The organism is Streptomyces sp. KR55 (genome assembly GCF_052245645.1).
Lineage (GTDB): Bacteria > Actinomycetota > Actinomycetes > Streptomycetales > Streptomycetaceae > Streptomyces > Streptomyces flavusporus.
Genome location: NZ_JBQQCE010000193.1, coordinates 1 through 17,078, shown reverse-complemented (window position 1 = coordinate 17,078; position 17,078 = coordinate 1). Strand labels below are relative to the sequence as shown.

General features: G+C 70.7%; 15 protein-coding genes and 2 pseudogenes. 6 read left to right on the top strand and 11 right to left on the bottom strand.

The window, feature by feature from the left end:
- The 3 genes from ACTWQJ_RS26475 to ACTWQJ_RS26465 form a co-directional block, all read left to right on the top strand.
- The coding region (locus ACTWQJ_RS26475; RefSeq protein WP_443309063.1) for a FecCD family ABC transporter permease at positions 1-530 on the top strand (530 nt) is incomplete at its 5' end.
- A complete protein-coding gene (locus tag ACTWQJ_RS26470) occupies positions 527-1,357 on the top strand; it encodes an ABC transporter ATP-binding protein (RefSeq protein ID WP_443309062.1) in 831 nt (276 codons plus the stop codon). The genes ACTWQJ_RS26475 and ACTWQJ_RS26470, both read left to right, overlap by 4 nt.
- Before the next feature lie 91 nt (positions 1,358-1,448).
- Complete coding sequence (locus ACTWQJ_RS26465) at positions 1,449-2,498, top strand: ABC transporter substrate-binding protein (RefSeq protein WP_443309061.1); 1,050 nt, start codon at positions 1,449-1,451, stop codon at positions 2,496-2,498.
- A 130-nt stretch (positions 2,499-2,628) separates the two neighbouring features.
- Here ACTWQJ_RS26465 and ACTWQJ_RS26460 read toward each other — a convergent pair whose 3' ends face one another.
- The 11 genes and pseudogenes from ACTWQJ_RS26460 to ACTWQJ_RS26410 form a co-directional block, all read right to left on the bottom strand.
- Positions 2,629-4,587 carry a nitrate- and nitrite sensing domain-containing protein gene (locus tag ACTWQJ_RS26460; protein WP_443309060.1) on the bottom strand — a complete coding sequence of 653 codons (1,959 nt, stop codon included), beginning with the start codon at positions 4,585-4,587 and terminating at the stop codon, positions 2,629-2,631.
- Positions 4,588-5,039: 452 nt separating this feature from the next.
- A complete protein-coding gene (locus ACTWQJ_RS26455) occupies positions 5,040-5,654 on the bottom strand; it encodes a GAF domain-containing protein (protein ID WP_443309059.1) in 615 nt (204 codons plus the stop codon).
- A complete protein-coding gene (locus tag ACTWQJ_RS26450; RefSeq protein WP_443309058.1) occupies positions 5,647-6,240 on the bottom strand; it encodes a GTP-binding protein in 594 nt (197 codons plus the stop codon). The genes ACTWQJ_RS26455 and ACTWQJ_RS26450 overlap by 8 nt, the downstream gene beginning before the upstream one ends.
- The gene (locus ACTWQJ_RS26445; RefSeq protein ID WP_443309057.1) at positions 6,218-6,610 is read right to left on the bottom strand and encodes a DUF742 domain-containing protein; all 393 of its coding nucleotides are present in this window, start codon (positions 6,608-6,610) and stop codon (positions 6,218-6,220) included. The genes ACTWQJ_RS26450 and ACTWQJ_RS26445 overlap by 23 nt, the downstream gene beginning before the upstream one ends.
- Before the next feature lie 3 nt (positions 6,611-6,613).
- The gene (locus tag ACTWQJ_RS26440; protein WP_443309056.1) at positions 6,614-7,009 is read right to left on the bottom strand and encodes a roadblock/LC7 domain-containing protein; all 396 of its coding nucleotides are present in this window, start codon (positions 7,007-7,009) and stop codon (positions 6,614-6,616) included.
- Between the two features lie 33 nt (positions 7,010-7,042).
- Entirely contained in the window at positions 7,043-8,695 is a 1,653-nt protein-coding gene (locus tag ACTWQJ_RS26435) for an ATP-binding protein (protein ID WP_443309055.1), read from the bottom strand.
- 82 nt (positions 8,696-8,777) lie between these two features.
- A pseudogene (locus tag ACTWQJ_RS26430) lies at positions 8,778-8,897 on the bottom strand (DNA-binding response regulator); the annotation flags it as partial.
- Positions 8,888-9,226 (bottom strand): annotated as a pseudogene (locus tag ACTWQJ_RS26425) (sensor histidine kinase); the annotation flags it as partial. The pseudogenes ACTWQJ_RS26425 and ACTWQJ_RS26430, both read right to left, overlap by 10 nt.
- Before the next feature lie 182 nt (positions 9,227-9,408).
- Positions 9,409-9,960, bottom strand: coding sequence for an RICIN domain-containing protein (locus tag ACTWQJ_RS26420; protein ID WP_443309054.1), 552 nt, complete (start codon positions 9,958-9,960; stop codon positions 9,409-9,411).
- A gap of 69 nt (positions 9,961-10,029) precedes the next feature.
- Positions 10,030-11,649, bottom strand: coding sequence for a VWA domain-containing protein (locus tag ACTWQJ_RS26415; protein WP_443309053.1), 1,620 nt, complete (start codon positions 11,647-11,649; stop codon positions 10,030-10,032).
- A gap of 19 nt (positions 11,650-11,668) precedes the next feature.
- Positions 11,669-12,868 carry an AAA family ATPase gene (locus ACTWQJ_RS26410; RefSeq protein WP_443309052.1) on the bottom strand — a complete coding sequence of 400 codons (1,200 nt, stop codon included), beginning with the start codon at positions 12,866-12,868 and terminating at the stop codon, positions 11,669-11,671.
- Between the two features lie 272 nt (positions 12,869-13,140).
- Here ACTWQJ_RS26410 and ACTWQJ_RS26405 point away from each other — a divergent pair, with 272 nt between their 5' ends.
- The 3 genes from ACTWQJ_RS26405 to ACTWQJ_RS26395 form a co-directional block, all read left to right on the top strand.
- Complete coding sequence (locus ACTWQJ_RS26405; protein WP_443309051.1) at positions 13,141-14,661, top strand: hypothetical protein; 1,521 nt, start codon at positions 13,141-13,143, stop codon at positions 14,659-14,661.
- A gap of 104 nt (positions 14,662-14,765) precedes the next feature.
- Positions 14,766-16,073, top strand: a complete 1,308-nt coding sequence (locus ACTWQJ_RS26400) for an AAA family ATPase (RefSeq protein ID WP_443309050.1) — start codon at positions 14,766-14,768, stop codon at positions 16,071-16,073.
- Between the two features lie 32 nt (positions 16,074-16,105).
- Positions 16,106-17,078, top strand: a 973-nt coding sequence (locus ACTWQJ_RS26395) for a vWA domain-containing protein (RefSeq protein WP_443309049.1), incomplete at its 3' end; no start/stop codon positions are given.

The following is a 17,078-nucleotide window of genomic DNA, read 5'->3' as shown; positions in this document are numbered from 1 at the left end:
CACTGACCCGGCTGTTCGTGACCAAGGGCGACTACCTGGTCGCCCAGCAGGCCAAGGTCTGGCTCACCGGCTCCCTCAACGGCCGTGGCTACGACCAGGCCGCACCGCTGGCGACCGTACTGCTGCTGCTCGTACCGTTCCTGCTGTGGGCGGCCCGCGCCCAGCGTGGCGCGGGCCTCGACGACGACACCGCCACCGCCCTCGGCACCCGGCTCGACCGGGACCGGCTCGGGCTCGGCGCGCTCGGTGTGGTGCTGGCGTCCGTGGCGACCGGCGCCGCCGGACCGGTGGACTTCGTGGCGCTGCTCGCCCCGCAGATCGCCCGCAGGCTCACCCGTACCCCGCACATCCCACTGCTGTGCTCGGCGCTCATGGGTGCGCTGATCGTGACCGTCGCCGACCTGCTGGCCCGCAGCCTCTTCTCTCCGACCGAGCTGCCGGTCGGCGTGTTCACCGCCCTGGTGGGCGCCCCGTATCTGATGTGGCTGATCGTCAGCTCCCGTAGCAGCCGTTCAGGAGGAACCGCGTGACCGGCAACCGTCTCACCGCCCAAGGGCTCACCCTCGCCTACGAGGACCGCACGGTCGTGGACGGCCTGGACCTTCAGGTCCCGGACGGGAAGGTCACCGTCATCGTCGGGCCCAACGCCTGCGGAAAGTCGACCCTGTTGCGCGCCCTGGGCCGACTGCTCAAGCCGAAGCGCGGTGCGGTGCTGCTCGACGGTACCGAGCTGTCCCGCATCCCGACCCGGCGGATCGCCCGGGCCGTCGGCCTGCTGCCGCAGACGCCCGTGCCGCCGGAGGGCATCACGGTCGCCGACCTCGTCTCGCGCGGCCGGCAGCCGCACCAGAAGTGGTGGCAGCAGTGGTCGGAGGCGGACGAGACGGCCGTCGCCCGGGCGATGGAGCGCACCGGGACCGCCGAGCTCGCCGAACGGCCGGTCGACGAGCTGTCGGGCGGTCAGCGTCAGCGCGTGTGGATCGCGATGGCCCTCGCCCAGGACACCGACGTCCTGCTGCTCGACGAGCCGACGACCTATCTCGACATCGCCCACCAGGTGGAAGTCCTGGACCTGGTACGGCAGTTGAACCAGGAGCGGGGCCGGACCGTGGTCGCCGTGCTGCACGACCTGAACCAGGCGGCCCGGTACGCCGACCACATCGTCGCCATGAAGGCGGGCCGGATCGTGGCGCAGGGCGCGCCGGCCGACGTCGTCACCGCGGAGCTGGTGGAGGAGGTCTTCGGGCTCGCGTCGGTCGTCGTACCGGATCCGGTGACGGGCGATCCGCTGGTGGTGCCCGGACCGCCGCGTTCGACGCATACGGCCGTGCCCGAGCAGGCCGTACCGGGAACGTGATCGGAGCCACATGCTCCGGATGTTCCGGATGCGCAGGCTTCTCATAAAGTAAGGCTCGCCTAAGTTTCATTCGTACGACGGGAGCCTTCCCATGTCTGCCAGCCGCCGCGGTACCGCCGCCGCAGCCCTCGCCCTCGCCGCCGCGCTTTCGCTGACGGCCTGCGGCGGTTCCTCCGGAAGCGGCGAGGAGTCGTCCGCGGGCGGTTCCGCCGGATCCGGCGACAAGAAGGCGGTCGCCCAGGGCGGCGAGGACTTCTCGAAGGCGGCGGAGCAGACCGCGGCGATGGGCACCGACGCCAAGGCGGGCGAGTGGCCGCGGACCGTCGAGCACGCCATGGGCGAGACCGAGATCAAGGCCCAGCCCAAGCGCGTCGTCGTCCTGGACGTCGGCGAGCTCGACAACGTGGTGTCGCTCGGCATCAAGCCGGTCGGCCTCGCCCCCACCGAGGGCTCCCCCGAGCTGCCTTCGTACCTGAAGAAGGACGCGGGCAGCCCGAAGAACGTCGGCACCATCAACAACCTCAACCTCGAGGCCATCGCCGCGCTCAAGCCCGACCTGATCCTCGGCAGCCAGCTGCGCGCCGCCGACAAGTACGACGAGCTGTCGCAGATCGCACCGACCGTCTTCTCCCTGCGCCCGGGCTTCACATGGAAGGAGAACTACCTCCTCAACGCGGCCGCCCTGGACAAGACCGCCGAGGCCAAGGCGCAGCTCGCGGAGTACGACGAGAAGGTGGCGGCGCTGAAGGCGAAGCTCGGCGCCGACAAGCCGACCATCTCGATGGTCCGTTACCTGCCGGACGGCGTGATCCGCCTCTACGCGAACGCCTCTTTCATCGGCACGATCCTCAAGGACCTCGAGGTCCCCCGTCCGAAGAACCAGGACATCGAGGACCTCGCCGCCGAGATCAGCGCCGAGAACATCGACCAGGCCGACGCCGACTACATCTTCACCGGCGTCTACGGCGACCCGAAGGCCACGGACAAGTCCACAGCGCAGGGCAACCCGCTGTGGAAGAACCTCGACGCCGTCAAGGCCGGGCACGCGTACGACGTCCCGGACGAGACCTGGTACCTCGGCCTCGGCGTGATGGCCGCCGACGAGGTCCTCGCCGACCTGGAGGAGCACCTCACCGAGTAGACGCGCGGACGGACCGGCAGCCGACATCCGGCTGCCGGTCCGACACACATGCCTCCGCCGCCGTCCCGTACAGCTGCTCGGCGGACGACGGCCGGCTTGCCCTCGCCGTCGGGGGGCCGCCAGTGGTCACTCATGTGGCTGCTGCGGTGGTCGAGGCGTCGGGCTGTTGGACGAGCGTGGTGGGCAGGGCGACGTACGCCGTGACGCCCGAGCCCTCCGTGGGACGCAGCTCGACATGGGCGCCGAGGCGGTTCGCGAGCGCACCGACAACGTGGTGGCCGAGGAACCGGGTGGGCGCAGCGAGCTGGGAGCCGCCCTTGCCGGACAGCAGGGCGTTGGCCTGTGCCATCCGCTGCGCGGTCATCCCGATTCCCCGGTCGACCACGGCGAGGCAGTACTCGCCGCCGTCCCGCCAGCCGTACACCGCGACGGGCTGCTGGGGCGGGCTGAACATGAGCGCGTTCTCGACCAACTCGGCGAGCAGGTGGGAGAGTTCGGCGACACAGTGGCCACGGACGCGGCACTGCTCGATGTCGGTGACTGCGACGCGCTGGTACTGCTCGACCTCGGAGAGGGCCGACTGCACCACCTCGATGACGGTGACCGCGCTGGGCCAGCGGCGCGCCGGGGGCTCCTCGCCGGCGAGGACAAGCAGGGACTCGGCGTTGCGGCGCATGCGCGTCGCCAGATGGTCGAGCTCGAAGAGCTCGGCGAGGGCGTCCGGATCGAGTTCCTGGCTCTCCAGGGTGGTGATCAGCCCGAGCTGGCGGCTGACGAGCGCCTGGTTGCGGCGGCCGAGACTGGCCAGGGACTCGGTGCTGTTGCGGCGCAGGACGGCCTGTTCGACGGCGAGGCCCACGGCTGTGCGCTCGACATTGCGCAGAGCGGCGGCCAGCCGGTTGATCTCCCGTGCGGTGCCGGGGACTTCGGTCGCCTCGCGCTCCGCGGGCAACGGGGTGTCGGGGTCGGTCTCCTGGATGTACTTGACCACGTCCGGCAGCCTGGTGCCCGCGACTGCGTCGGCCTCGTCGGCCAGGGCGCCCAGGGGACGGGTGATGGAGCGGGCCGAGAACACCGCGAGGGCGGAGGCCACGGCGAGGATCAGCGCGCCCAGCGCCAGGAAGCCGATGAGTTCCCGGGTGGCCGCGCCGCCGACCTGGTCCGCTCGTGCCCGTACGTCGTCACCGACCTGTTTCTGCACGCCGTGCAGATCATCGACGAGCGTCGTCATGTCGGCCCACCAGCGGGCAGGGTCGACGTCGAGCGACGAGCCGTCGGCGCCCGCCTCGGCCTTGGCTTCGTACCCGGTGACGCGGCGGGCGGCAGCCGTCCCGAAGGCTTGGTCGAGGGATGACTTCTGGCCGTTGTCGGCAAGTTGGCGGAACTGGCCGAGGGCGGCGACCCGCGTGGCGCGGATATCGGTGAAGTCGAGGTACTCGCCGGAGTGGAACCGCCGTGCCGCGAACACGCCGTTCAGGGAGCCGCGTTCGAGGGCCACGGCCTCCGTGGCACGCGCCAGGGCCTGCAGCGCCTGCACGCCTTGCGCGATACGGCGGTCGCCGTCAGGCGCGCCGGCCCCTTCGGCGTCGATCAGGGTGGTGACGGCCCCGGTGTAGAAGCGGAGTGTGGCAGTGCGGTCGGCCGTGCCGGTGTCGACGGCGGTGCGGGTTCCGGTGAGGTCGGCGAGCGGGAGCTGGGCCTGGCGTAAGGCGGAGGCCGCGGCCTCGGGCAGATCGCCGCTCTCCTCCGAGAGCGCCGCCCTCAAGGACGCACGCGCGTTGTCGGTGCGCGCCCGCTGCCTGCGGACATCGTTCCGGTACTGCTCAGCGCCGCTCAACAGGCCGTTGGTGAGGCCGCGTTCACGCTGGAGCTCACGGACGAGGTCCTGCTCCCGCAGCAGGATGCCGACCTGGGACTCCGTGGCCCGCGCGGCGGACCAGTCGTGGGCGCGGTCGGCAACGCCCAGCCCGGTCAGGGCGAGGAGCAGACAGGTGGGCACGGCAAGGACGATTCCCATACGGCCGCGGATGGAGCCCCAGCCGGGAATGCGGACGGACTGGTCAGGTCGGCGGATTCGGTTCCCCCTCATGCTCCGCGAGGCTAGAGGCGGCCCGGCAGGCGCCTCGTTTCCCGTTCGTAAGACATCGATTCACAGGTGCTCACCCGACGCACGCAACAGCTGTGAGTGGCACTACCCCGGTGAACGCCGCGCAGTTCCTGCCGGCAGCCGGGCCGATGAGGTGCCGGACGGCGTTCTCCGGTCCGAGGCTCTCCGGGGGCACGCAGACCGGGCTCGTCGTATCCGCAGGTGTGCGACGCCCAGGGCACCGTCCGCACCGTCAGTACGGCAAGCACTCCACGAGTTCTGCGCCCGGCGCGCACCAGATCGGGCGGCGAGCCGCGGCCAACCATGGTTCACACGTCCCCGTGCACGTGTCCACCGGGTGTTCTCAGCGCTGCGGGTGGATCGGCCGGGCACAGCCGCTGATGAGAGGTGCTCGCTCCTGCCGCGCCCGAAGACCCTCTCTCAAACAGGCTTCCTCACGAGCCGTGCGCCCGCCGCTCGATGCGCTCCACCAGGTCGGCCGCCATCGTCTTGATGGTCTCCAGCCCCTGTTGACCCCAGGGATGCGGATCCTGGTCCACCACGCAGATCGTGCCCAGCACCATGCCCGTGTTGTCGATCAGCGGAGCGCCCAGGTAGGAGTGGATCCCGATGGCGTCGACCACGTGGTTCCCGGCAAAACGTGGATAGTCGCGGACATCCTCCAGCACCAGAGCCTTGCGCCGTCTGACCACATGCGGGCAGAAACCAATGTCGAAGGCACGAGGCAGCACCCGGCCGGGCACGGGATCGTCGAGAAGGGGGGACTCCAGGTTCACGGTTGTGTCGGCGGCCGCGCTGTACAAGCCCGCGTAGTACTGACGGCTCTCGTCGACAAGGAAGTTGACCCCCGCGTAACACCCCCCGGTGCGCTGCGCGAGTTCACGTGCGAAGTCATCGAACTCCGGAACGGGCTTGTCCTCGATACCCAGTTCCCGAAGCCGGCGTGTCCGGGCCTCTGCCTCAGGGTCCTCCGGAGGGAGAAGCAGATGGCGCACGGCGATCGCTATGTCCCCCCCTCCGAAGGGAGACTTGTACACCATCTCAGCCATGCGAACTCCTTGAAGTGATCAGATGCTGCACGAGGGAAAGTAGAACCCGAATACCCGAGCTGGACAGGCGGGCATCACACAGGACCACCGGGACCTCGGGTTTGAGATCCAGCGCCGCCCGCACCTGTTCCGGTTGGTAGCGGTGCGCCCCGTCGAACTCATTGACCGCGACGACGAAGTCGATGCCACGCGCTTCGAAGAAGTCGACCGCCGCGAAACTGTGGTCCAGCCGACGGGTGTCGGCGAGCACTACCGCACCGAGCGCACCGGCGGACATCTCGTCCCACATGAACCAAAAGCGCTCCTGCCCGGGCGTGCCGAACAGATAGAGCACGTGGTGGGGGCTGAGGGTGATCCGGCCGAAGTCCATCGCGACCGTGGTGGTGGCCTTGTTCTCCACCCCCTCCAACCTGTCCGTGGCAGCACTGATCTCGGTCAGCAGCTCTTCCGTGCTCAGCGGCTCAATTTCGCTCACTGCTCCCACAAAGGTGGTCTTGCCCACCCCGAAACCCCCGGCGACCAAAACCTTGATCCCCATCGGAAGGGAGTCAGCGCCAGGTGCCTCAGAGTCGTTTGAGGAGCCCATCCCGCACCGCCTCCAATAGATCTAGATCGGGGGGAGAGTATGACCCCCGTGTTCCCGTGTCGAAGCGCCGTGTGACGACCGCCCCCCGCTCCACCAAGTCGGACAGCAGCACCTTGACCACCGTTGCGGGCATGCGCGTGTGCCCCGCGATCTCGGCCACCGTGACCGGCGTCCGACACAGGTCAAGCACATGCCCGTGATCCAATCCGAGGTTGGTCCGCAGCACGGTACCCGTGGCCACCACCATGGTCATCAAGTCGAATTGGCAGGTGGGTCTGGTGCGTCCGTCACTGACGGTGTACGGCCGAACCAGCCGCCCCAGGGCATCATCGAGCAACGGCCTATGCGGGTCGTCCGGGTCATCCGGCATCTCTCACTGCCCCGCCGGCTGACGGGGAGCGGCCCCCAGGTGGCTGCGGACGCTCTTCACCATCATGGTCATCTCGTAGCCCAGCACCGGCACATCCGCCTCGCGCCCGGCCAGCACTGCCAACAGGGCGCCCTGCCCGGCCGCGGAGACAAAAAGCATCGAGCTGTTGAGTTCGGTCACGATCTGCCGCACATCACCGCCGTCATCGAATCGCTTGCCGGCACTGCGCGCCAGAGAGTGGAGCCCGCTGGCGAGGGCCGCCAGATGATCCGCCGCGTCTTTGTCCAGTCCGTCCGAGGCCATCACCAGACCGTCCGAGGACAACAGCAGTGCGCTCCGCGTATGCGGTACGCGCTGCACAAGGCCGCTCAACAGCCAAGAGAGATCTTCGCTCACCACAATTGCCCACTTCTCCTCAATGACGTGAAACTGCTAGGGGGCCGGGTCCGGTCGAATCTCCCCGCCGACGGACGGGGAGGTGTCAGTTTCCTCGGAGTCCTCAGCCAGGCGAACACCGCTCTGAAACGCGGCCATCAGGCCGGGATCGTGATCGTCTTCCTTGGGCGCCACAGCAGCGCGGGGAGACTGCCGCAATTCCGGGGCGAGGTGCTCCTGACGGCGCCGCTGGGGCAGCGCGGGGGGAGCATCTTCCTGCGTGGGGGCCGTGACGGGGGCGAGTAGCGGTTCGGCCACCGGTGCGGGTACCGGGCCCCGAGCGACAGACGTGTCCGGCGTAAGTGCCTGCTCCGTCGAGTCGTCGGCGTGTCCATGAGGGGCGGCGGAAGTGAGGTCCGACTGTTGCTGCTGTGATTCCACCACGTCCGGGCCCTGGCCCAGCAGTTCGTGCGGCAGCACCACCACCGCCTGTGTACCGCCGTAGACGTTGCTCTGGAGTTGTACGACGATGCCGTGCCGCCGGGCCAGCACAGAGACCACATACAGGCCGATGCGACCGTCCTTGAGCAGCTCGCCCAAGGCGATCCCCTCAGGGGAGGCGAGCAGGGCGTTCATCTGGTCCCGCTCGGTGGAGGTCATGCCCAGACCGCGGTCCTCGACCTCGATCGCCAGCCCGGCGGTGACGTGCTCGGCACGCAGCAGCACCTGGGTCTGGGGACGGGAGAACACCGTGGCGTTCTCCACCAGCTCCGCCAGCAGGTGCACCACGTCGACGACCGCGTGCCCGCTCACCGTCCCGTCCACCGGAGGCACCATCTTGACCCGCGAGTACTGCTCGATCTCGGCAGCCGCGGAACGCATCACATCGGCCATGCTGACCGGTCGGGTCCACTGGCGATAGGAGACGTCGCCGCCGAGCACGGCGAGATTCTCGGCGTATCGCCGGATACGGGTGGCCAGGTGGTCCACATGGAACAAGCCTTTGAGCAGGTCCGGGTTCTCGACCTCGTTCTCCAGGTCGTCCAGCAGCCCGATCTCGCGGTGCACGAGAGACTCCAGCCTTCGGGCCAGATTGGCGAAGACCTCGAAGTGCTCGCCGCCACGCTCCCGCGCCCCGAGCTCCACCACATTCGCCTCGGCAACGCGCTGGGCGGATGCGATCTCTTGCCCCAGCCGTTCCAGCGCCTCACCCGTCCGCTCGGGCAACGGGCTGGGCTGATTACGCTGATCTTCCGTCAGCTGTTGGCCAGGCTCCATCTGCCGTCGCAATTCAGCCAGTTCAGCCCGGCACCGTGCCGCGAACGAGCTCAACTCGATATGGCGGCGCGCCACGGCCCGCGCCTTCCCGGCGGCGATGAATGCTGCGCCCGAGAGGATCATGCAGACGAGCAGCAGCGTGCCATTGAGCAGACCCCAGAAGGCGCTCTTGTCGACGTGGCCCACGCCTGCGGTGAACAGGAGAGCAGCGGCTGCGGATCCGGTGATCGCGACCAGCACGGCTGGCAACACCGCCAGAAGCACCATATGGCGCTCAACCGCCTTGCCACCGCCCATGATGTCAGGGACATGCCACCCCTGGGGATCGGTGGACACCATCTCCTGGCGGGCATGAGCGGGCAACATCAAACGTTCCTGCATCACAGTCCCTGGTTGCATATCGGCCAGCAGGCTGAAAAGTGTACGGCGCACGTTACCTCTAACGGCGCCCCACGTCACGGGTAGTGAGGTCGTGGTGATTGATTCGACAGTCCGCACGTCCCTGAACTGGCCCCAGTGCGTCCGCGTCGCCGACGGCGGCGAGCACCTGATGGCCGAAGCGGGTGAGCACACCGACCAGGCCGCCGTCCCGCATCAGCGGGGAGTCCTCGGCGAGCACGACGGTCAGCGGCACGGCAGCTCCACGTGCAGCAGGGTAGGTCCGCCCTGAGGGCTGGAAATGCGGAATCTGCCGTCTGCCGCGGCGACGCGGTCGGCCAGGCCGATGAGGCCGGTGCCCGCCTCTGGGGTGGCGCCGCCGATGCCGTCGTCGCTGACGGACAGAGCGAGGATGTCGGTGTGCAGGCGGGCGTGCACGTCGACTCGGGTCGCCTCGCTGTGCTTGACGGCGTTGGTCAGGGCCTCGGCGATCACGAAGTACGCCGTGGTCTCCACGGAGACGGGCATACGGTGCGGCAGACGGATGTCGACCGTGACGGGCAGGGCGGAGCGGGCCGAGAGGTTCAGTCGGCAGGAGGTCAGCGCGGTCCCGGAAGGGGTCGCGCGGACCTACACCACGTCTGGGGCCCAGGGCACGACCCTTACCTCAGGCGGCCGACGCGCCAGCTGATTGCGCGTGCGATATCGCCTATGTGCGTCTTACAGAACATCTAGCCCAGCGACACCGAACAGTCCGCCTGGCATCTTCAGGATCCGTCCTCCGGTATCACGAATGGCATGGCCAGTAGCCACGTTTGGTTCTCTCCGTCGTGGGGCTCCCAGAGCACCGGCATAGTTCGCGCCTCAGCTTCGGGCGGGCAATCCAATGCCTGGCCTGTGCCTGCATTGATGATGCGATGCGCCCGAAGCCCAGGAGCAGGAAAGACGTGCCACCGTTGCCAAGCCGCACCGTTATCGCCGCGACCTCGCATGCGGGGATGGTGACCGGCCGCTGCGCCCTGTCCGTCAAGCAGCAAGTTGTTGCTTGCGGAGACGATGTACACCTCCCTGCCATGGTCAGCCGCCTGGAGGTACCACAGCTGATGAGGTTGGCCATGTGGTCCCCATAGATGCGGATGGCTGCCGTCGGCACTGTTCAGAGCAGTGTCGAGAGCCAACCCGCTGCTCACCGAGATGAGCAGGAAGGGACCGCTGGGTTGACGCGCACGACGCTTGAAGAACGCGCCAACATCGTTCGTCCCGATCTTCAGGAACGGAAGACCTATCTCGGCACTGACCTGACGGTCCCTCGGAGGCATGCCGGCCATCGTAGGGTTGGCTGAGCGCCGCCGAGGGCGGAGTCCTCGGGAACGTGGGAGCAGGCCGGGTCAGATCACGCGGAAGAGGTCGGCGGCGGCGTGGACGTCGGTGAGGTCCTCGATGGAGCGGAGGTTGTCACACAGGGCGTCCAGGACCGAGTCGGCTTCGGCGACACGTGGGGCGCCGACGGCCACGCCGAAGACCCGGAAGCCCAGCCGGTGCTTGGCGTCGTTCCAGCCTCGCATCCATTCCTCGGTGACACCGCAGTCGTCGTCGGTGAGCATCACGATGTCGCCGCGCATGCGGGCGGCGTCGTTGAACTCCTCCTCCAGCAGTTCGCCGGCCGCTGTCAGCGGCCTCTGGTAGCTGGTGCCCCCGCCGAGGAAGGTCTCCGCGAAGTCGAGGACGCGGGCGATGTCGGTGGGCTGGCCGGCCGGGAAGCGGAAGACCTGGAGCTTGTCGGCGGCGGAGAACAGGATGCCGACGAAGTCACGCCCCGCGTGGCGGGCCTGATCCAGCAGCGCCAGGGCACACGCCTTGGCCCACGCCTCCCGGCTGACCCCGCCGGGCCCTGCCTCGTACATGGAGTGCGAGGTGTCGACGCACGCGATGATGGCGCCCCGGCCGGTGGTCTGCTCTCCCTGGCTGTCGTAGAGCATCAGCTCCCCGGCGGCGTAGCGCGCGGCGAACACCGCACGCAGCTCAGGCAGGCCGAGGCCCGCCAGCTCGGAGGGGATGACGCGGGAGAGGTCGTTGCCGAGCGTGACGCCGACCAGCTCCCCGGCGGCGTTCTCCACCTTGCGGGCGCGCTCACCGCCGGCCATCTGCCGGAAGCGACCGATCAGCTCGGCCCACTCTGCGAGACGGCCGGTGCGCAGCCGCTCGGCGAGCCGGGCCCGCTGGTCGTACGGCATCCGCTCCAGCTCGCCGGTACCGACACCCCATGCCCGTATCAGCGCGGCCTCCTCGCGTACGGCCTCGGCGGCCTTCGCCGCCGCGGTCCGCGCGGTGGCACGGATACCGGGGGCCGCCGCCGTGAGAGCCTGCGCGGCGTCCTGGGCGGCCTGCCGCGCGATGGCCCCGGCGGCCCCGGCGGCCTCGATCGCCAGTTGTACGGCGTCGGCGGCCGGGGGCGGCACGGTGCCGTCCTCGTCGGCCCCGTCGGCGGCCTGCTGGAGCGCCTCGCCCACGGCGGCCGCCGCGCCTTCGGCGCCCTGCTGGGCCTTCTTCGCCTGCTCGGCCTTTGCCTGGGCCTCCCGGGAGCGCTCCAGCAGCCCCCTCAGCGCGGTGGCCTGGGCAAGTACGGCCATGGCGGCGGCGTAGGGGTCGCCGGCCGTCTCCCGGTGCAGCTCGGCGAACTCCGGTGAGTCCAGCAGTGAGGTGATGGCCTGGTGGTTGACCAGCCGGGAAGGACTCATCTCCTCGCGCTCGCGCAACCGCGGGCTGACCTTGTAGGCGGCCAGGAACGCGTCGATCAGGAGGTCGGTGGTGTGGTCGTAGCGCTCGTTCAGCTCCTCGGCCAGCTCGCGCAGTCCGGCCGACTGCTCGTAGGTGTCGCGCCATGCGATCCGGTCGAACCGGTCCGCGACCACGGCCGTGGTGTGCCGCTCGGGAGCGGCGGTGAACAGGCCCAGCCACTTCCCGGCCCGGCTCGCCAGCTCGTTGAGGTTGCTCGGTGCCTTGCCCATGGTCCTGATCCCCTGGTGTTCAGAGTTGGGCCTGCACCATGCTCGCGTCCATGCCGAGGGCCTCGGTGAGAACGCGGGCGCGGACGGCGCGCTGGCGGCCGGTGACTCGGTCGATGGCGGCAGTGGAGCGGCCGGCGGCCGCCGCCTCCTCGCGCAGCTTCTCCAGCCGCTTCCCCGCCATGGCGAGTTGGTTGTGGGCCTTCTTGATGACCCACTCACTCAGCGCCTCGCGGGACTGCCCGGCCATGGCGTCGAGCTGGGCCTCCAGCTCATCGATGGTGTCGGCCAGGTCGAGCGCCTCCTTGGCGTCGGGGTTGACCAGGTGCAGCACCTCGCGCTCTACGGTCGGACGCTCGGCGGGCGAGTCCCACAGCACGTGAGTCAGCACCGACAGGTCGGTCTCGGCGACCGCCGGGCGGCCGTCGAGGTACGCGGACGCCTGAAGCAGGCCCACCGCCTGCCGCCAGCGGCGGTCGGAGGCGACGAGTTCCTTGCGGCGCAGGGCGGCCCGCAGCGTACACACCGCATCCACGATCACATCGGGGACGTCCACGGCCGGGACGGCTTCGGTCACGGCGGACTGCAACGCGGCCAGTTCGACCGTGGTCCGGGACGGCGCCGCCGGGCGGCTGACGGCGGAGCGGACCAGCGCGGCGAAGTTCGAGGGGTCTTCCAGGTACCCGACCTCGATCCGCACCAGCAGCCGGTCGTAGATCGCGGCCGCATCCTCCTCGCTGGGCAGTTCGTTGCTCGCCGTGATGGCCCCGATCAGAGGGCAGCGGATCGGCTCGCCGCCGTTCTCCGGGTGGTAGATCCGCTCGTTGAGGTAGCCCAACGTCTCGTTCAGCGCCGCCGTGGAGCACTTGAAGATCTCGTCGATGAACGCGACATGCGCGGTCGTGGCACGGCCTTCGTACACCTGGCGGTACTCACCCCGGGCCAGCGCGGCGACGTCGATGGGACCGAACATCCTCGTCGGCGCGGTGAACTTCGACAGCAGGATCTCCCAGTACGACGCCCCCTCGACCCTGCCCGTGAGCTCCCGGGCCATCTCGGACTTCGCCGTTCCGGGTGGGCCGAGCACCAACGAGTGCTGTCCGGCCAGCAGCGTCACCACCAGCGTCCGCACCACGTCGGCCCGCTCGTAGAAACGGTCCGACAGCTCGTCGCTGATCGCCCGCAGCCTCTTGGCCGTGTCCTGCTCGTCCTGTGCGCCCATATTCAACTCCTTGTCTGTGACGGCCTGTTGGGAACGAGACGGCCCTTCCCCCGAAGGTACGACGAGGTGACAACTCGCCCGGCACGGCAAGGCGCGGCTGCCGTGGCCGGGAGAGTGATCGGTCCTGGCGAGTATGTCCTTCGTCCCGGCGAGGAAGGTCGATGGGCGGTCCAAGGGGACTGACAGATCGTTATCGGGGTGGTTACGATGCTGCAGATGAAGAACCTCTGCTCTTACGGATTGGGGGAATCGTTCGCGCAAGGTGAGTGCTGATGGCACATCACTTCGCGAACACGATTCCGTCCCGCTTGTTGATGTGGCAGCGCGTGCGTGAGTACGCCGTGCCACCGTCCATGATCGAGACCGCGACCGCGCGGCGTGTGGTCGGTGACTGGGCGGGGGCCTGCGCCGCCGCCCGGATCGACGTCGATCTCGATCTGCGCGCCGTGCGCGACCGCCACGGCACCGATCTCGTCACCCGCCTCCGTGCAGATCTGCGTCTGCTGGCGCCGGATCTGCTCCGCTGGCACATGCCCAGGATCGCCCCCGACGGGCGGCTCCGGCCCGGTCTGACCATCTCCCTGGCCCGTTACCGGAGTTCCGGCGACACGCCGCTGCACTTGGTGGTGCGGACACCGCCGGCCTGGGCGGACGCCGGACAGCGGATGTCCCTGGCCCTGTGGGAGGGGTCCGGGAACGGTGCCCCCGGTGTCCCCGGGCACCATCCGCATCCGCATCCCGACCGGCGTTTCCGGCTCGACCTGCACCGGCATCTCTGGGACTCCGGGCGGAGCGGCGAACTGGCGCGGCGGTGCGGTGCGGGCGGGGTGCCGCCCGTGGTGCCGCCCGACCGGATCCACCTACCCGGTCGACCAGTCCTGCCAGATCGTCCCGATCGGCCTGCCCTCCACGATTCCGCGTGGGCGGTGGCACGTTGGGCCGCCGAGGCGGAGTTGCTGTTGCGGGCCGAGGGTCGCCCTCGCGGGGCCTTCACCGTGCGGCTCGGTGCGCGGAGCCGCGCCGTGTTCGAACTCGTCGCCCCCGACGACAGCCATGCCCCGACGTTCCGGCCACTGCGGGAGGCGCTGCCACCGCAGGAGGTCGCAGCGCTTCCGGTGCTACCTGAGGCGGCGGCCCGGGTCCTTCCGGATCTGGAGCTGCTGCAGGCCGGGCTGATCGCGGCCGAGCGGCTGCATCCGCTCGTCGCCGCAGCACTGGCGGCGTCCGGCTCGGTGGCCGCGTCCGGCTCGGCCCCGGTGGCCGGCCCCGTCCCCGAGCCCGGCGATCCGCACCGGGTGGAGTGCCGGGGCGAGGTCCACCGGATCGCGCTGCGGGAGGGGGTGCTGACGGCGATCGATCACGACCCGGCCCAACTGCACCGGGAGGAGCTGTTGGTGGCGCTCGGCGGGCCGGCGCTGCCGTGCCTGCGGGCGATCGACGCGGTGCACCGCAACCCGGAGGCACTGCCTGCGGTCCGGGAGCGGCTCGCCCACGGTGACGTCGCCGGGGCGCTGGACGTGGTCGAGGGGCTGCTCGGTCCCGGTGCGGTCCTGCGCGACGGGCCGCTCCGGGAGGCACTGGAATCGGCTGCGGCCCGCCGTATCGACCACGGGCTCTTCCGCTCGGGGCTGGTCGCCGTGCACCCCGGTGCGGGTGCGGTGGGGGGCGGGAACGCCTCGGGCGTGGGGCACGCGGAGGCGTGGCACCGTTCCCGGATCGACCGCCGTACGCCTCCCGCGATGCGCCGTAAGCGGAGCAGCCGGGCCCGGCCCCGCACCGGCCTGTTCGGCTGATCCCGTCCCAACTCCCCTGCTCGCGCCGCGCATTCCGCGCCGCACTCCCGCACGACATCCGGGACGGGCCGTCCCATCCCCTTATCCCACCCCAGGTGATGACCATGACTTCCAGTACCCTTCTGCCCGCCCCGGTCCCGGCCGCCGACAAGCCCGCACCCACCCCCGCCGACGCATCCGGAACCGGCACCCAACTCGCCCTCGCCGACGACCTCCTGTCCCTCCTGCGGACGACCACCACCGAGCCGCGCCTCGACGAGCAGCTCGAAGCGCTCACCCTGGCCGTCGCGGCCGACCTGCCCGTGCTGCTCTGGGGCGAGCCGGGCATCGGCAAGACCGCGGCCCTGACACAGCTCGCCACCTCCCTCGACCTACCGCTGACGACCGTGATCGCCAGCGTCCACGAGCCGTCCGACTTCTCCGGACTGCCCATCGTGGGCGACGACCCGGCGGCGCAGGGGGTGCCGATGGCGCCGCCGCAGTGGGCGGTGGAGCTCGTGCGGGCCGGGCGGGGGCTGCTCTTCCTGGACGAACTCTCCACCGCCACCCCGGCCGTCCAGGCCGCACTGCTCCGGGTCGTCCTGGAGCGGAAGGTAGGTGCGCTTCAACTGCCGCCGGGCGTACGGATCGTGGCGGCCGCCAATCCGCGGGCGTCGGCGGCGGACGGGTGGGAGCTGAGCCCGCCGCTGGCCAACCGGTTCGTGCATCTGTACTGGGTGCACGACCGGGAGGTGGTGGTGCGCGGGCTGGGCGGGGTCTGGCCCCGGGCGGAGCTGCCCCGGCTGGTGCCGGAGCGGCTGCCGGAGGCGGTGGCTTTCGCCCGGCGCGCGGTCTGCGGCTTCCTTCAAGCCCGGCCGACGCTGATCCACCGGCTGCCGAGCACCGAGACGCGGCGCGGCGGTGCCTGGCCCTCGCCCAGGAGCTGGGAGGCTGCGTTGACCCTGCTGGCCTTCGGCACGGCGGCCTCCGTCTCCCGGGAGGTGCTGGCGCTGCTGGTGCGGGGCGCGGTGGGGGACGGTCCGGGGCTCGAACTCCTCGCCCATCTGGACCGGATGGACCTGCCGGATCCGGAGTCGCTGCTGGCCGATCCGGCCTCCGCCGAGCTGCCGGTGCGGGGCGATCTGCGTCAGGCGGCGCTGGAGGCGGTGGTGGCCGCCGTCGGGGCGCGGCCGGAGCGGGAGCGGTGGGAGGCGGGCTGGGCGGTGCTGGTCCGGGCGCTGGAGACCGGCCCCCCGGACCTGCTGGTCGCCCCGGCGACGGCGCTGGCCGCGCTGCGGCGCGACGACTGGGAGGTGCCGGAGGCGGTGGAGCGGCTGGCCGGGGTGGTCGGTCTCGCCCGGCGGGCGGACCGGTCGGTGGGGCGGGCCGCGGCGGCGGCCGGCGCCGGGCGGGCGACGGGGGCGGGCCGATGACGGGGGCCGTGCGGCGCCCGGTGCCGCGCCCCATGTCCCCGCCCCCGCCACCGCGCCCGGTGCGGGCCACCGTGCCGAATCCGCCGGCCGGCTCCGGCGGACCGGACGACCGGCCCGGACTCCCGCTGGACATAGAAAAGTTGCTGGCCGCCCGGCTGCACGCGGTGAAGGTCCGCCCCTACCTGGCCGCCGCGCTCTTCGCACTGCACGTGGTGGAGGACCGGTCGGTGCCGACGATGGCGGTGGACACGCACTGGCGCGCTTACGTCTCCCCCGGCTTCGTGGCGCGCACCCCGGTGGAGGAGCTGGCGGGCGTGTGGGTGCACGAGGTCTCCCATCTGCTCCGGGACCACCACGGGCGGGGCGAGCGGTATGCGCGGGAGCACGAGGAGCACGGGCCGGGCGAGCGAAGCGAGAGGGGGATCCCCCCGGCCGAAGGCTGGGGGAGGCTGCGGCGGAACATCGCCGCCGACTTCGAGATCAACGACGACATCTACGGTGACGGTCTGCCCCTGCCTGTCGGGGCGGTGCTGCCGTCACTGCTGCGGCTGCCCGACGGGCTGCTGATGGAGGAGTACCTGCGGACGGCGTCGATGTCCGGGCTTGCCGCGGACCTGGCCTGGCTGGACTGCGGCAGTGGTGCCGACGGGCAGGACCGGCCGTGGGAGCTGGGGCCCGACGGGGCACACGGGCTGAGCAGGCAGCAGCGGGACGCGGTCCGCTTCCGGGTCGCAGAGGGGATCAAGGGCCGACCGGGCGACGCGCCGGAGGGGTGGCGCCGGTGGGCGGACGAGGCGTTCCATCCGCCGCAGCCGTGGCGGCAGTTGCTGGGGGCGGCGGTCCGCTCGGCGGTGGGTGCGCCGGGGGTGGGCGAGGACCACAGCTACCGGCGTCCGTCCCGGCGCTCGGCCGGTGTCCCCGGGGTGCTGCTGCCGAGCCTGCGGCGTACGCCGCCCCGGGTCTGCGTCGTGATCGACACCTCCGGGTCGGTGAGCGACGCCGAGC

Bases quoted from the DNA above. Each gene is read 5' to 3' on its own strand.
- ACTWQJ_RS26465 (WP_443309061.1), top strand. From the start codon at position 1,449: ATGTCTGCCAGCCGCCGCGGTACCGCCGCCGCAGCCCTCGCCCTCGCC.
- ACTWQJ_RS26460 (WP_443309060.1), bottom strand. From the start codon at position 4,587: ATGAGGGGGAACCGAATCCGCCGACCTGACCAGTCCGTCCGCATTCCC.
- ACTWQJ_RS26455 (WP_443309059.1), bottom strand. From the start codon at position 5,654: ATGGCTGAGATGGTGTACAAGTCTCCCTTCGGAGGGGGGGACATAGCG.
- ACTWQJ_RS26450 (WP_443309058.1), bottom strand. From the start codon at position 6,240: ATGGGCTCCTCAAACGACTCTGAGGCACCTGGCGCTGACTCCCTTCCG.
- ACTWQJ_RS26445 (WP_443309057.1), bottom strand. From the start codon at position 6,610: ATGCCGGATGACCCGGACGACCCGCATAGGCCGTTGCTCGATGATGCC.
- ACTWQJ_RS26420 (WP_443309054.1), bottom strand. From the start codon at position 9,960: ATGCCTCCGAGGGACCGTCAGGTCAGTGCCGAGATAGGTCTTCCGTTC.
- ACTWQJ_RS26415 (WP_443309053.1), bottom strand. From the start codon at position 11,649: ATGGGCAAGGCACCGAGCAACCTCAACGAGCTGGCGAGCCGGGCCGGG.
- ACTWQJ_RS26410 (WP_443309052.1), bottom strand. From the start codon at position 12,868: ATGGGCGCACAGGACGAGCAGGACACGGCCAAGAGGCTGCGGGCGATC.
- ACTWQJ_RS26405 (WP_443309051.1), top strand. From the start codon at position 13,141: ATGGCACATCACTTCGCGAACACGATTCCGTCCCGCTTGTTGATGTGG.
- ACTWQJ_RS26400 (WP_443309050.1), top strand. From the start codon at position 14,766: ATGACTTCCAGTACCCTTCTGCCCGCCCCGGTCCCGGCCGCCGACAAG.